This is a genomic window from Rhizobium sp. BK399 (assembly GCF_014194695.1).
Lineage (GTDB): Bacteria > Pseudomonadota > Alphaproteobacteria > Rhizobiales > Rhizobiaceae > Rhizobium.
Window position 1 is genome coordinate 884,579 of record NZ_JACIAH010000001.1, and the last position, 13,854, is coordinate 898,432.

Consider the following 13,854-nt stretch of genomic DNA (forward strand, 5'->3'; position numbering starts at 1 on the left):
GAAGCTCGCGGGCTTTGTCTTTTGATGGTTTGAAAACTCAGGCGCGAATATCGAGAACGCGATCGCGGTGCGCCGGATGTGTGCTGTAGACGAAGATCTTGTTCAGTTCCTTGTCGTTCAGCATGCGCAGGAATCGGACTTCGATCGTGTTGTTCGCATTCACCCTCATCAGCATGCAGCCGACTTTGGTGATGCGCGCATCCGGAATATCGAGATAGAACTGCTTCGGAAGGGCGTATTGGGTGAGGAGCGCGAGAACCGCCGTGCTCTTGGAAATGCGAATGATGTCGCACCGCCGGGACGCCATGTGCATGACGCCTTTTTCCGTATATTCGATGCGCGCGGCGTTCCTCGTATCCTCCATTCTGAACCGCACTTCGCGGTCGTACATGAAGGATTCCTCTTTGTTCAGAAAGTGCTGCCCAAAGGGCATCGGATTGGATGGAGCCACCGCTCGTATTCCCCTCAATACTCAATGAGGAAATACTAGCGGGCGATGCTTAACAGAAGGTGAGAGCAGTTTCGATATCGAGTACTGTCCACAGCGAACGGCGAGGCGTGTCTCAGCAAATAATATTGTTTTCGATCAGATACATAAAAAGCCCGGCAGCGCTTGCTGACCCCCGGGCTTCGCTTTTTGCTGCTCCCGTTTGGAGCAATTTTATTTACGATACGTACGGCCGTCCGCATCAAAGAGATGCAATTTGGAACGGTCGGCAGAGAAATGCATCTTCTGGCCCCTTTTGATGTCGTAAATGCCTGGCAGCTTGACGATGATCGGTTCGCCGCGGACAAGGCCCTCGATGTAGAGAAGCGTCACCTCACCGAGCGCCTCGACGATCGAGACTTCGCCTTCGAAAAGATAGTCGTCGCCCGCACCGGCGACACGCAGATCTTCAGGGCGGACGCCGAAGCTTGCCGTCTTGCCCTTCTCGGAAGCCGCTGTCGCAATATCCAGCGTGACGGACTTGCCGCCCGTCAGCGTCACCGTTGTCGTGTTGCCAGCTTCGGTGATGGTCGCAGGAATGACGTTCATCGCCGGAGAGCCGATGAACTTCGCGACGAAGAGGTTTGCCGGGCGCTCGTAGAGTTCCAGCGGCGCGCCTACCTGCTCGATGTTGCCTGCAGAAAGAACGACGATGCGGTCGGCAAGCGTCATCGCTTCGACCTGATCGTGGGTGACGTAGATCATTGTCGTGCCGGCCATCTGCTCGCTGAGGCGGGCAATCTCGATGCGGGTTGCGACACGAAGAGCTGCATCGAGGTTCGACAGCGGCTCGTCGAAGAGGAAGACTTTGGGGTTGCGGCAGATGGCGCGGCCGATGGCCACGCGCTGGCGCTGACCACCGGAGAGTGCCTTCGGCAGACGATCGAGATACTTGCCGAGCTGCAGGCTGTCGGCCGCAGCACGAACACGGCGATCGATCTCCTGCTTGCTTTCGCCGGCGATCTTCATGCCGAACGCCATGTTGTCGTAAACCGTCATGTGCGGATAGAGCGCGTAGGATTGGAACACCATGGCGATGCCGCGCTTCGACGGCGGCACATCGTTGACCAGTTGGCCATCGATATACATGTCACCGCCGGTGATGTTCTCCAGGCCGGCAATCATGCGCAACAGCGTGGATTTTCCGCAGCCCGAAGGACCGACGAACACAACGAACTCGCCCTCCTTGATCTCAAGATCGATCCCGTGAAGAACGTCCACGGAGCCGTAGGATTTGCGAATATCCTTGAGCGTCAGTCCAGTCATTAATTCCTCCTCCAGAATCGTCAGGCGAGACGAGCGAAATACGCTCCCCATGCCGGAATATCGATCTTCTCACCGTAGTTATTGCTGACGAAGCCGTGGCCCGTCAACGCCTGCCAGTCGCCGGCGGGCAAAACAGCTGCGCTTTCGGTAGCGCTCATGTTGAAGACACAAAGCAGCTTCTCGTTGCCGTATTCGCGCACGAAAATCAGCACGTCGTCCTGCGGTTCCATGAACTCGATCTCGCCCTTCGCAAAGGCGGGATGCTGCTTGCGGAAGGCGAGGAAGCGGCGATAGTGCTCGAGCACCGAGGTCTCATCGCCCTGCTGGACGCTGACTGCGCGCAGGATGTGTTCGACCGGGACCGGCAGCCATGGCTTGACGGTGGAGAAGCCACCCTGAGCAACCTGACTGTCCCAGACCATCGGCGTGCGGCAGCCGTCACGGCCCTTGAACTCCGGCCAGAACTGGATGCCGTACGGGTCCTGCAGGTCCTGGTAGGCAAGATCGGCTTCGGTGAGGCCGAGTTCCTCGCCCTGATAGAGGCAGACCGAGCCGCGCAACGTCAGCAGCAGGGACGCATACTGCTTGGCAAAGGCATCGTGGTCAGCGACCAGCGATCCCCAGCGGCTGACATGGCGCATGACATCGTGGTTGGAGAAAGCCCAGCAGGCCCAGCCATCCGGTGCAGCCGCAGCGAAGTCTTCCATGACCTCTTCAACCCGCTCGGGAGCCAGGGGATCGGGCGCAAGGAACTCGAAGGCATAACACATATGCATCTTGTCGTTGCCTGATGTGTATTCGCCGACGATCTCGAGACCGCGCTGACTGTCGCCCACCTCGCCGACGGCCGCAATCGCCGGAAACTCCTCGAGCACGGCGCGGAACCGCTTGAGAAACTCGAGGTTCTCCGGGCGGTTCTTGTCGTAGACGTGTTCCTGGAAGTTATAGGGATTGACCGCCGGAGCGGTGGACGCGTTGCGACGCTCAGGGGGCAGAGCCGGATTGTCGCGCAGTTCCCTATCATGGAAGTAGAAGTTGATCGTATCGAGACGGAAGCCGTCGACGCCGCGCTTCAGCCAGAAGCGCACCACATCCAGCAGCCGATCCTGAACCTCGGGATTGTGCAGGTTCATATCCGGTTGCGAGGTCAGGAAGTTATGCATGTAGTATTGCATGCGCGTCGGGTCCCACGCCCATGCGGACCCGCCGAAGATCGACAGCCAGTTGTTCGGCGGCGTGCCGTCCGGCTTGGCATCGGCCCAGACATACCAATCCGCCTTGGCGTTCGTCTTGCTCGTGCGGCTTTCGACGAACCAAGGATGCTGGTCCGAGCTGTGCGAGATGACGAGGTCGATCATCACGCGGATACCGAGGCGATGGGCTTCTGCTATCAGCGTGTCGAAATCCACCAGCGTGCCAAAAATCGGATCGACGTTTTCGTAGTCGGAAACGTCATAGCCGAAATCGCGCATCGGCGAGGTGAAGAACGGCGAGATCCAGATCGCGTCGGCGCCGAGGGCCGCGACATGCGGCAAACGGGCGGTGATGCCCTTCAGATCGCCGATGCCGTCGCCGTTCGAATCCTGGTAGGAGCGCGGGTAGATCTGATAGATCACCGCGCCCCGCCACCAGTCCTTGTCGGCCGTCAAAATGGATTGGGATGCCATGCTCATGTTTCCTGTTGGATGCTTTCTGGTTGCTAGCCGCCCTTGACCGAGCCCGCGAGCAGACCACGCACCAGATAGCGCTGCAAGCTAAAGAACACGAGCAACGGTACGACAATGGTGACGAAGGCCGATGCCGTCAGGATTTCCCAGTTGCCACCCCGCGAGCCGAGCAGTGCATTCAGGGCACCTGTCAGAACGAGGTGATCCCTGTCGGTTCCGAGGAAGACCATGGCGACGAGCAGGTCGTTCCACACCCACAGGAACTGGAAGATCGCGAAGGATGCGAGCGCCGGGAAGGACAAAGGCAGTACGATACGGGTAAAGATTTCGAAATCGCTGGCGCCGTCGACGCGGGCGGATTCGATGATCTCCTTCGGAAGGCCGGCGATATAGGCGCGCAGCAGGTAGATGGCGAGCGGCATGCCGAAGGCGGTGTGCGCAAACCAGATACCGGGATAGGTCTTCGACGGAGCGTCGAGCAGCGCGCCGATGCCGTTATAAAGCCTGAGAAGCGGGATCAGCGACATCTGCAGCGGCACGACGATCAGGCCGACGACGAGCGCGATCATCAGCGCGCGACCGGGGAATTCCATCCAGCTCAGCGCATAGGCGGCGAAGGCGGCAATGAGGATCGGGATGATCGTCGCCGGGATGGTCACGGTCAACGAGTTGATGAAGGATTGGCCAATCCCCTCGCTGGTCAAAACGTTCTTGTAGTTCTGCAGGGTGAATTCCGGCGGCGTGGCGACGGAAATGTAAACACGCCGGCCGCCATCATCCGGTCCAAAGGCGGCGTTCTTCATGTAGCGATAGTTACCATCGCTGGCGACGGTCAGCGAAAGGCCATCGCCAAGATCTGCCGTCTCGCCGGCCTTATAGGCAGATGGCTGCTGGACGCGCGTTCCGAAGGCCCGGATGGAACGGCCCTGCTGGCCCTCCAGCACATTGCCGGAAATGACGTAGACGGCTCCCTCCTGCGTCTGCTGGTCCGGCTGGCCAAGACGCGCCGCAACCGTCCGCGACGAGCCGGCAAAAGCCGTCCACCAGCCGGAGACGACGAGCTGGTCCTTGTCACGCAGCGCACTGACAAAGATGCCGAGTGTCGGGATCAGCCAAATGATGACGATGACAAGCACCGCGAAGTGAACGAAGAGGCGGGCGGGGCCGATCTTGAAGAAATCTCGGGTCAGCGTCATCTCAGTGGCCTCCCAGCTCGCGATTTGCACGGCGGACGTTCCAGACCATGATCGGCGTCACGGCGAGCATGATGATCAACGCGATAACAGCACTTCGGCCGGAATCGCCGCCTCCACGGAAGAGCCAGTTGAACATGAGGTTGGCGAGCACCATCGTATTCCATTGACCATTGGTCATGGTCAGCACGATATCGAAGACCTTGAGGACGAGGATCGTGATCGTCGTCCAGACAACGGCGATCGTGCCCCAGACCTGCGGCACCATGATGCGCCAGAAGATCTGCCAACCATTCGCGCCGTCGATGACGGCAGCCTCGATGGTTTCCTCCGGGATGCCGCGAAGTGCTGCGGACAGGATCACCATGGCGAAACCCGTCTGAATCCAGATCAGGATGATCATCAGGAAGAAGTTGTTCCAGAAGGGCACCGAGATCCACACCTGCGGCGTGCCGCCGAACAGCTGGACGATGGCGTTGAGCAAGCCGATCTGTACATCGTTGCCGCCACGATACTCGTAGATGAACTTCCAGATGACCGATGCGCCGACGAAGGAGATCGCCATCGGCATGAACACGATGCTCTTGGCGATATTGCCCCACCAGATGCGATCGGTCATGACGGCGATAACGAGGCCGAAGAAAGTGCAGGCCGCCGGCACGACAGCCAGCCACAAGATGTTATTGAAGATCGACTGGCGGAATTCGCGGTCGGTAAAGGCCCACTGGTAGTTCGCAAAGCCGACGAACTGTTCGCCGGAGCGGTCATAGAAAGACAGGATCAGCGTCGCGACCACAGGATAGACGAGATAGACGACAAGCAGCAAAAGGGCGGGCCCGATGAACAGCCACGGTCGGATCATTGCCCGGCGGTTCAGGTTACGCGCCGCGAAATGGATATCGCCATGCTTCACCGGCAGCGACCAATCCAAGATCTTGTTCGAGAAGTAGAAATAGGCCGAGCAGGCGAAGACCGCCACGACCACGACCCCTAAAGCGGAAACTATCTGCGACAGCATTCGTCCCTCCCCTGCGACCCGGTCTATCCTGACGGGTTTGCGCGCCGATGTCGTCACGCCGCCGTCGCTTTCGAAGCGACAGGCGACAGTGGCCGGACACTCCCAGTATCCGGCCATGCACTTCAATCATGCCGCCGCAAACGGCGGCATGGAACTCAGGCGTTGTTACTTGATGGCATCCCAGGCGCCCTGGATTTCCGTGGCGGTCTCTTCCGCGGACTTGCCACCGACGAAATCGACCATGCCGGTCCAGAACGCACCGGCACCGATCTTGCCAGGCATCAGGTCGGAGCCATCGAAGCGGAAGGTAGTCGCGGTCGTCAGGATCTCGCCTTCCTTTTTCATCTGCTCATTGGCGTAGGCGGCCGTGTTGACACCCTTGTACGGCGTCAGGAAGCTCGACTGCGCCATCCAGACTTCGTGTGCGATCGGCGTCTTCAGGAATTCGACGAAAGCACGAGCAGCCTTGGAGTCCTTGGTGATGGTGACGAGAGTACCCGCACCGAGAACCGGCTTGCCGAGGTCGGCATGCGCCGCATAGGTCGGCATGTAGAAGAAGTCGGCATCCTGACCGAGCTTCGTGCCTTCAGGGAAGAAGGACGGGATGAACGAAGCCTGATGGTGCAGGTAGCACTTCGGCGGCACCCCGAAGAGGCCCTTCGGGCTGTCGCGGAAGTCGGTTGCGGCTACAGCTGCAACACCGCCACTGACATACTTCTCGTTCTTGGCGAAGGAACCGAATTCCTCGATCGCAGCCACCACGGCAGGATCCGTGAACTTCACTTCGTTGGTGGTCCACTTGTCGTAAACGTCAGACTTCTGCTGGCGCAGCATGATGTCTTCAATCCAGTCCGTTGCCGGCCAACCGGTCGCACCACCTGAACCGAGACCGATGCACCACGGAACACCGCCGTCCTTGACGATCTGCTCCGTCAGGGCGTGCAGTTCTTCCATCGTCGTCGGGACCTTGTAGCCTGCTTCCTTGAAATTCTCGGGAACGTACCAGACCAGCGACTTCACGTCGGCCTTATACGGGAAGGCATAGAAGGCTTCCTTGCCGTCCTTGCCCTTGTAGGTGCCGTAGCCGACCCAGCTGTCGCCAGCGCCGTAATTGTCCTTGATCCACTTGGAGTTCTCTTCACCAAGCGGCGTCAGGAATCCCTTGCTGGCGAGATCGGCGAGAAGGCCCGGCTGCGGCAGAACGGCGATATTCGGCGGCGAACCTGCCTGCGTGTCAATGACGATCTGCTGTTCGTAGTTTTCCGAAGAGGAATATTTGGCGTCTACGCCGGTCGCTTCGGTGAAATAAGCAAGAATGCTGCGGAAGAAGGCTTCGTCTTCGCCGCGCCACGGCCCGAAGATCGTCATCTGCTCGCCCTTGAGATCGGCGTGAGCAGCCTTGAAATCGTCGTAGCTCTTCCAGTTGAACTTCGAATCCTGCCCAGGGGCAAACTTCAGATCGGCAGCAGATGCGGCACCGGCAGCAAGAAGCGCCGCCGCAGCAACGCCCATCAAAAACGTCTTTCTCATGTGATCAACCTCCCATCACAATCCCAACCGCACTTTTGAACCATTTTGACGCCGTTCCAAAGCGCTTTGACAAAAGCACTCATGTCACTTTCGGCGGAAAAGAGTCAAGCAATTTTGCGAAAAGCGTAAAAGATGCGGCCTTTTATATCACGGCTTCAGCGCCATATCTTGGGAATATGGAGCGATTTTCCTTGAGTCAAGCGGCACAATTGCTACATAATTAAAAGCGCTTTGGATGCCATTGGGAGCTGGCAGCCAGGGTAGGCGGAGGAAGCATAGCACGTGAATTTGAAACAGCTATCGGAATTGCTTGGCCTGTCGCAGACGACGGTAAGCCGTGCATTGAACGGCTATCCAGAGGTCAATGAAGCGACGCGCGAGCGCGTTCTGCAGGCGGTGAAGGAAACTGGCTACCGCCCGAACAAGGCGGCTCAGCGGCTTGCAACCGGCAAGGCCGGCTCGATCGGCCTTGTGATGCCGACGGCTCCCGACCACTATTCCGATGTGCACTTCGGCGAGTTCCTGACGGGCCTCGGCGAGGAGGCCGTCCGCCACGATTTTCATTTCGTGATCATGCCTGCCGATCCTAACGACGAAGTGGGCGCGCTGCGGCGGCTTGCGATCAGCGGCAATGTCGATGCGCTGTTTGTGGCCTATATGCGTGGCCACGATCCGCGGCTGCCAATGCTGAAGTCGCTCTCCATGCCCTTCCTCGTGCATGGTCGTTCCATCGGTTCTGAGCCGGACTACCCTTATCTCGATATCGATAACGAAGGCGCTTTCTACGATGCGACGCGCCTGCTGCTGCAACTCGGCCATACGCGCTTCGCCCTGCTCAACGGGCCGGAACATCTCGACTTCGCAATGCGCCGCAAGAACGGGATGATTGCCGCGCTTTCCGAGCGCGGATTGTCACTTCCGGACGATCACATGAGCCACACGACGATGACCGACGAGCTTGGCCAGACTGCAATGGAACGGTTTCTGCAGATGCCGGAGCGACCGACGGCGATCCTGTGTTCCAGTACGGTGCTGGCGCTCGGCGCAATCCGCGCCGTCAATCAGGCTGGTTTGAAGCTCGGGGAGGACGTCTCGCTAATCGCGCATGACGACGTCCTGCCGCATCTGAAGCCAGAGAACTTCTCCGTGCCGCTGACAACGACGCGATCGTCGCTGCGCGCCGCGGGCGTTCGCATTGCCCAGCGCCTCATCGGCACGATCAAGCAGGATGGGCCGTTTCCGGAGCAGGAACTCTGGAAGACCGAGCTGATCGTCAGGTCCTCGACGGGGCCTGTGCCGCGAGCGGATCAGAACTTGGGCGGGGTTTGACCAGCCGTGCGGTGCGCGGCGATGACGGTGTTGGCCATCAGCATCGCGATCGTCATCGGCCCTACCCCGCCGGGAACCGGCGTGATGACGGCAGCGACTTTCGCGGCTTCATCAAAGGCAACGTCGCCAACAAGACGGGTCTTGCCTTCACCCTTTTCCGGCGCGGGAATGCGGTTGATGCCGACATCGATGACGGTAGCGCCGGGCTTTACCCAATCGCTCTTGACCATCTCGGGGCGTCCGACTGCCGCAACCAGAATGTCCGCGTTGCGGCAGACGGAGGGCAGATCCTTTGTGCGCGAGTGAGCAATCGTCACCGTCGCATTGGCGTTCAGCAGCAATTGTGCCATCGGCTTGCCGAAGAGGTTCGAGCGGCCGATAACCACGGCATTCAAGCCAGAAAGATCTTCGCCGTGTGTCCGGCGCACAAAGACCATCGCGCCTGCCGGTGTGCAGGAGACCAAGCCTGTTTCGAGATCGCCGGTCGCAAGCTTACCGGCATTGACGACGTGGAGACCATCGACGTCCTTTTCCGGCAGGATCGATTGGATGATCGGCTCGGATTTCAGGTGCTTGGGCAGCGGTAGTTGCACGAGGATGCCGTGGATCGACAGATCGTCGTTCAGCGAAGCGACGAGCGCCGCCAACTCCTCCTGGGTCGTCTCGACCGGCAAGGTGTGCTGGACGGATTTGAACCCGCATTCCTTCGCCATCTTGCTCTTGGAATTGACGTAGGCATGGCTGGCCGGGTCATCGCCGACGATCACGACGGCGAGTCCCGTCTTGACGCCACTCTGCTTGTCCAGTGCCGATGTCGCCGCCTTTACCGTTTCGATGACGGAAGCTGCGACCTGTTTGCCATCAATCACTGTCGTCAAGACTGTCTCCTGCCCTTGCTTTCGCTCATTATAGCCGGTGGCGCTCAGCGCGATTTGCCTGTCCACGCCCTATCCTGCCTAAAATGGCAAATGCAAGAACAATCGTGTCGCAGCAAGGTCAGGACGTCGCCGACCGGGTATGCAGCCTCTGCCGCATAGCGGCGAGGTCCGCGCGGATGGCGGCCATGTCCTGTGAAGTCTCGACCGGAGCCGATGATGGAGTGACACTTGCCGGCTCTCGCGTAATTGTCCGCATTGATGGCTCTTTCCTTATCGGAACGGCCAAGATGGTACGCGCCTTTACTGAGAGAGTCGCGAGGCCGAAAGCAAGCCCAGCAAGAGCGCCGAGCAGCGGTGGAAGCCAGCCTTGATCGGCCGGCACCGCAGCGACCTGCACGGGTTTCAGCAGTTGCACGCCGCCAGCGCCAGGCACGGATCCTGTGGTAATCGCATCGTCAAGACGCGAGCGCGCCGCGCTCGCCTTGTCGCGGAGTTCGATGAGTTTGGCCAGGTCGACGCCCGTATCCTTGCTCTGCGCGATGAGCGCATTGCGGCGGTCACTCAGCTGCCGTTTGTCTGTAGTGGCTGACTTGATCTCATCATTCGCGTCGCGCACCAGGCGCGCCAGTTCGTCGCCGACTGCTGCCCTCACGCTGTCGACCTCCGCCTGCTGCGCCTGAAGCTGAGGATGACGGGGGCCGAGACTGACGGACCGTTGCGAAAGGGCGAGTTGCGCGGCCACATCCTTGTCGCGGCGCTCGACGAGTGTCGGCGACATGAGATCCGCATCCAGTGTGCCGGCCAACACATCGCCGACTTTCGCCGTTTTTAGCCGGCGCACCCTGTCCTGAGCGGTGACGATGCGTTGCTCGGCCGCCTTCACCGCCGCATCAACGCTTCCGATCTGCTGCCGCAGATCAGTGGCAACCTTGACGTTTCCTTCGCCGCTCTTCTGCGTAAAGGAGGAAAGTTCGAGCTGTGCGGCGTCAGCCGCGTTCTTCAGCGATCCGCCTTCGGCCACTGCGGTGGTGGCGCCTGCGCCTGTTAGGATTGAGGCAAGGTAGCCGGCGATCCGTGTGGATTTCGCCACACTCCCGGTCGTCACCTTGAAATCGACCGTGCCCGCATGTGTATCGGTCGCCGTTTGAATTGCGGAGGCGAGTGATGCCTCGGCGCGTGAAACAGGATCGGTGGCGGCGCCATCGGCCGCGATCAGGTCGAAAGTCACCGCAAGCGCATCGGAGGACGCCCCGGAAAACTCGGCATCGCGATCGAGCTTCAATGCCGCGACGGTTGCTGCGACCGTGTGAGAAGACAAAAGCGTCCGTTCGGCCGCTTTTGCCATTTCACCGCGACCTTGGCCGGTGCCTTGGATGCTAAGCCTGCCTTCGGCGCTATAGCGCGCCGGTTCCACCGGGATCAGAGTACCGCTCGCGGCGCCCAATGCACACATGAGACCAATCATGAAAAGGGGCTGCAAACGCCGCGCACCGACGGCAAGTGGCGCCTGATTGAGATTTGCGGCCGGACGCACCACCTCTGGCTCCGCCACCACTGGCTGTGGCTCAACCACTGCAAATTCTGCATCGTTTGCGGCTTCGAGCCTCTTGCCCAAGATCGTCTCGATGCGGCTGACGAGCGCCGGCGCATCAGCCTGCCTTGCTCTCTGCTGCTCAAGCGCGCGCTCGATCACGCCGAGCAGTTGTGCCTCGGCCGCCGGCAACGCAGCCGCCGCATTGGATCGGGCCGCGGCACGATCGTGCCGGGCGGCCGACCGATCGAAGGCTTGGCTTCTCTGATTACTGTCGTACATCGCCAGATCTCATGCGTATGAACGGTCGGACGCCCGCGATTGCGGATGGTTAACCAAGCCTAAATGTTCATGGCAAAGAAATGGTTAACTGGCGGCGCCTGATGCGATGCCGCTAGCATCTTACCTCGATCGACTCAGGATCCGTTTGCGGCGTGATCGGCGGTACTGGAGCACATAGTAGAGAAACGCTGCAAAGCCGAGGCCATACTGAAGGCCCAAGCGAGCCGGTTTCTGCGTCCGGAGATAGGAGCGTCCGAAGCCCAGCCTCCGCACAATCGTCGGCGGACGACGGGGAGCACCTGCGACGGCGGCGAACAAGTCACCGGCAACAAGAACGAGCCGGGCGTGATCAGCCCGGATATTCCTATGAACCCATTTCTCCTGAGACGGCGTCGTCGCCCCGACGATGAGTATGTCGGGTCGCTGCTGGTCGATCTCCTTGACGATCGCCGATCCCCCTTCGGTCCCGTCGAATCTGTCGGAAATGACGATGAATTCATGCCACGGAGCGTGCTGCCGGAATGTCGCGGCTGTCTTTCTGACGGCCACTGGGGTGCTGCCGACCAGGCCGATGCGCCGTGGTATTTCCATGAACGTCAGTAGCGCCGGCACAAAATCGGGAGCCTTCAGGCTGGCTGGGAACGGTGATCCGTGCGCCGCCTTCGATGCGATATCGAGTCCCTGGCCATCGGGGAGCAGCAGACTTTGCGCAAGAACGGCACGATATTCACTGTCGCGCAGCGTCATCAGCATATTGCGCGCGTTGACGAACGAGATCGTCGTCTGTCCGGCCGGTATCGACAGCAGTTCGTTGATGAACACCAGCGCGTCATCCCAGCCGAGATCGCAAACCGGCAGATCGAAAATCGCACGACGGGACGACAGAACCGCGAAATTCGCGATCAAGTTCATGCCGGTCTCCTGACGGTAGTGCTTCATGCCGCATGCATCCCGGAACAGATAATCAATCGCGCGGGCGATTGAGCATCGACCGAGCGCGTTCGCCTGGGAGCGTATGTAAGAATTCCGGGAACCGGAATGCAGGTGCACAATCAGCCCATCGACGGGACTTGTAGCAGCGCGATTTCAACTATCCCTTAGGAAAATCGCTTGAATTGCCGGTTGCGAACGAAGGAATGATTAACCATCGAGACCCACACGCAGACATGCCGGCAACGGCAAGGTCTATTCGGTTGCAGCCGGATCCGACACTGGCGCCGGAGCTACGACGTTGACAGGCTTGACTGTCTTCTTCTGTTGACCGGAAGCGTTTGCCTTGACGTCTTCCTTGGAGAGATAGTCGAGCTGCTCCAGCATGACCTGGTCGATATAGTCCCCGCCGAGATGCTGGTTGATGTCCTTCTTGATCATCTCCCGGAAGGCATTCGGATCGAAGGATTTCATGTTCGAGATGTCGACCATCTTGTTGCCGACGAGCAGTGTGAAGAGTTCGTCGGTGGTCATTTCGGTCAGAGGCAAGGACACGTTCTTCACCGCGTCCTTGTTCATCATGAAAGACACCTTGCCGAGGAAGTAACCGGTGACCGCACCATCGGCAATGATCGGCACGGTGATCGTCTCGCCCTTTACAAGCTCGAGCTGGCTTTGCTTGGAATCATCAGGAGCCGGCGCAGGGGCCGTGGCCATGTGCACCGAGAAATAGACCGATGCCAGCGTGATCGCGCAAACCCAGACGCCTGTCAGAACGAGCTTAATCATCAAGCGTCACGTGCCACGAATTGCTCTTGGGAATAGGTGCCGTCGGCATCCGCATCCTGAACCGCATTCTTGAGGAGATCGGCAACCGTGCGGACCGCCTCAAGATGAGCTTCGACGCGCCGTGCGTTCAGTACCAGCTTCTTCTTCAGCCCGTGCAGCTGATCGAGATGCGTCTCCGCCAGTTCCTTCGGATCGGTGTCGCGGAAGAGCATCGAGAGTTCATAGAGGCAGCGGCTCTTGTGCGCGTTCGACACCTTGAGATCGAACTGCGGATCGTTGCCGATACGCGTGTTCTCATTGTCGATGATCATCTCCAGGCGTCCAAGAACCGATTTGATACGGTATTCGTTCGAGATTATTTCCATTTTTGTCCTCGATTCTCTCAGGCGTCATTGGCGGACTTGTTGTCCGCAGTTGTTGTACCGAAGGTCTTGCGCTGGAACTCGTCGATCATACTCATCGCCATGTTGCGATCGTCCTGATCGGTCGAAGCGTTGGCGACCTTGCCTTCCTGCTTCTTCAGCGCGTCCTGATAGAGCTGCTTGGCAATGCCGATGCCGTCGCCCTTTGAAATCTCGTTGCCGAGCTGTTCGGCCATCATGCCCTTCCAGATATCACCGGTGGCACCCTTGCCGTACACTTCTTCACTGTCGCTCGGCAGCATGTTCTTGATGAAGTTCTGCAGCACCATCGCCTCGAATTTGCGATAGGTTTCCGGCACCTCTTCCGTCTTGGTGGTGCGATTCTTGCCGTCGCTCAAACCGGTCTTGCCGACGGCGCGGTCGAGAATATCGACGGCCGACGTGAAGCCTTTGCCGGCTTCGGCGAGACTGTTGGCGGCAAAAGCGGCCTGGTTTGCCTTCAGTTTGTCCTGCGCCGCCTGAACCTCGAGTGGGTCGGCAGCCTTGACAACATCCAGGACCAGATCACTCGGAGGTGAAATAGCCAAGTCAC

General features: G+C 59.4%; 13 protein-coding genes. 1 reads left to right on the forward strand and 12 read right to left on the reverse strand.

All coding sequences use genetic code 11. The features are described from left to right. Positions 1-37 precede the first annotated feature (37 nt). The 6 genes from FHT97_RS04385 to FHT97_RS04410 form a co-directional block, all read right to left on the reverse strand. Positions 38-391: a hypothetical protein gene (locus FHT97_RS04385; RefSeq protein WP_040673934.1), complete on the reverse strand. Its 354-nt coding sequence runs from the start codon at positions 389-391 to the stop codon at positions 38-40. A gap of 270 nt (positions 392-661) precedes the next feature. Then, positions 662-1,753 carry a sn-glycerol-3-phosphate ABC transporter ATP-binding protein UgpC gene (ugpC, locus tag FHT97_RS04390; RefSeq protein ID WP_183752622.1) on the reverse strand — a complete coding sequence of 364 codons (1,092 nt, stop codon included), beginning with the start codon at positions 1,751-1,753 and terminating at the stop codon, positions 662-664. A gap of 20 nt (positions 1,754-1,773) precedes the next feature. Continuing rightward, a complete protein-coding gene (locus FHT97_RS04395; RefSeq protein ID WP_183860178.1) occupies positions 1,774-3,426 on the reverse strand; it encodes an alpha-glucosidase family protein in 1,653 nt (550 codons plus the stop codon). A gap of 26 nt (positions 3,427-3,452) precedes the next feature. Next, on the reverse strand, positions 3,453-4,616 hold the full coding sequence (locus tag FHT97_RS04400; protein WP_114711471.1) for a carbohydrate ABC transporter permease: 1,164 nt from the start codon (positions 4,614-4,616) through the stop codon (positions 3,453-3,455). Position 4,617: 1 nt separating this feature from the next. Then, entirely contained in the window at positions 4,618-5,631 is a 1,014-nt protein-coding gene (locus FHT97_RS04405; RefSeq protein WP_114711469.1) for a sugar ABC transporter permease, read from the reverse strand. Positions 5,632-5,796: 165 nt separating this feature from the next. Next, positions 5,797-7,161, reverse strand: coding sequence for an ABC transporter substrate-binding protein (locus tag FHT97_RS04410; RefSeq protein ID WP_183860180.1), 1,365 nt, complete (start codon positions 7,159-7,161; stop codon positions 5,797-5,799). 282 nt (positions 7,162-7,443) lie between these two features. On the opposite strand from FHT97_RS04410, the gene FHT97_RS04415 reads away from it, so the two are divergent. Continuing rightward, the gene (locus FHT97_RS04415; protein ID WP_016552794.1) at positions 7,444-8,490 is read left to right on the forward strand and encodes a substrate-binding domain-containing protein; all 1,047 of its coding nucleotides are present in this window, start codon (positions 7,444-7,446) and stop codon (positions 8,488-8,490) included. Here FHT97_RS04415 and folD read toward each other — a convergent pair. The 6 genes from folD to FHT97_RS04445 form a co-directional block, all read right to left on the reverse strand. Continuing rightward, positions 8,469-9,368 carry a bifunctional methylenetetrahydrofolate dehydrogenase/methenyltetrahydrofolate cyclohydrolase FolD gene (gene folD, locus FHT97_RS04420; RefSeq protein WP_183860182.1) on the reverse strand — a complete coding sequence of 300 codons (900 nt, stop codon included), beginning with the start codon at positions 9,366-9,368 and terminating at the stop codon, positions 8,469-8,471. The genes FHT97_RS04415 and folD overlap by 22 nt on opposite strands. 118 nt (positions 9,369-9,486) lie before the next feature. Then, a complete protein-coding gene (locus FHT97_RS04425; RefSeq protein ID WP_183860184.1) occupies positions 9,487-11,181 on the reverse strand; it encodes a succinoglycan biosynthesis protein in 1,695 nt (564 codons plus the stop codon). 120 nt (positions 11,182-11,301) lie between these two features. Next, a complete protein-coding gene (locus FHT97_RS04430; RefSeq protein ID WP_183860186.1) occupies positions 11,302-12,093 on the reverse strand; it encodes a WecB/TagA/CpsF family glycosyltransferase in 792 nt (263 codons plus the stop codon). Positions 12,094-12,366: 273 nt separating this feature from the next. After that, positions 12,367-12,900, reverse strand: a complete 534-nt coding sequence (locus tag FHT97_RS04435; RefSeq protein WP_183752636.1) for a hypothetical protein — start codon at positions 12,898-12,900, stop codon at positions 12,367-12,369. After that, positions 12,900-13,265, reverse strand: coding sequence for a hypothetical protein (locus FHT97_RS04440; protein WP_183752638.1), 366 nt, complete (start codon positions 13,263-13,265; stop codon positions 12,900-12,902). Before FHT97_RS04440 ends, FHT97_RS04435 begins: the two co-directional genes overlap by 1 nt. Before the next feature lie 17 nt (positions 13,266-13,282). Beyond that, entirely contained in the window at positions 13,283-13,849 is a 567-nt protein-coding gene (locus FHT97_RS04445; protein ID WP_016552788.1) for a rod-binding protein, read from the reverse strand. Positions 13,850-13,854: the final 5 nt, after the last annotated feature.

Coding starts and splice junctions, on each gene's coding strand:
- FHT97_RS04405 (WP_114711469.1), bottom strand. CDS start 5,631: ATGCTGTCGCAGATAGTTTCCGCTTTAGGGGTCGTGGTCGTGGCGGTC.
- ugpC (WP_183752622.1), bottom strand. CDS start 1,753: ATGACTGGACTGACGCTCAAGGATATTCGCAAATCCTACGGCTCCGTG.
- FHT97_RS04400 (WP_114711471.1), bottom strand. CDS start 4,616: ATGACGCTGACCCGAGATTTCTTCAAGATCGGCCCCGCCCGCCTCTTC.
- FHT97_RS04440 (WP_183752638.1), bottom strand. CDS start 13,265: ATGGAAATAATCTCGAACGAATACCGTATCAAATCGGTTCTTGGACGC.
- FHT97_RS04385 (WP_040673934.1), bottom strand. CDS start 391: ATGTACGACCGCGAAGTGCGGTTCAGAATGGAGGATACGAGGAACGCC.
- FHT97_RS04435 (WP_183752636.1), bottom strand. CDS start 12,900: ATGATTAAGCTCGTTCTGACAGGCGTCTGGGTTTGCGCGATCACGCTG.
- FHT97_RS04410 (WP_183860180.1), bottom strand. CDS start 7,161: ATGAGAAAGACGTTTTTGATGGGCGTTGCTGCGGCGGCGCTTCTTGCT.
- FHT97_RS04395 (WP_183860178.1), bottom strand. CDS start 3,426: ATGAGCATGGCATCCCAATCCATTTTGACGGCCGACAAGGACTGGTGG.
- FHT97_RS04425 (WP_183860184.1), bottom strand. CDS start 11,181: ATGTACGACAGTAATCAGAGAAGCCAAGCCTTCGATCGGTCGGCCGCC.
- FHT97_RS04430 (WP_183860186.1), bottom strand. CDS start 12,093: ATGAACTTGATCGCGAATTTCGCGGTTCTGTCGTCCCGTCGTGCGATT.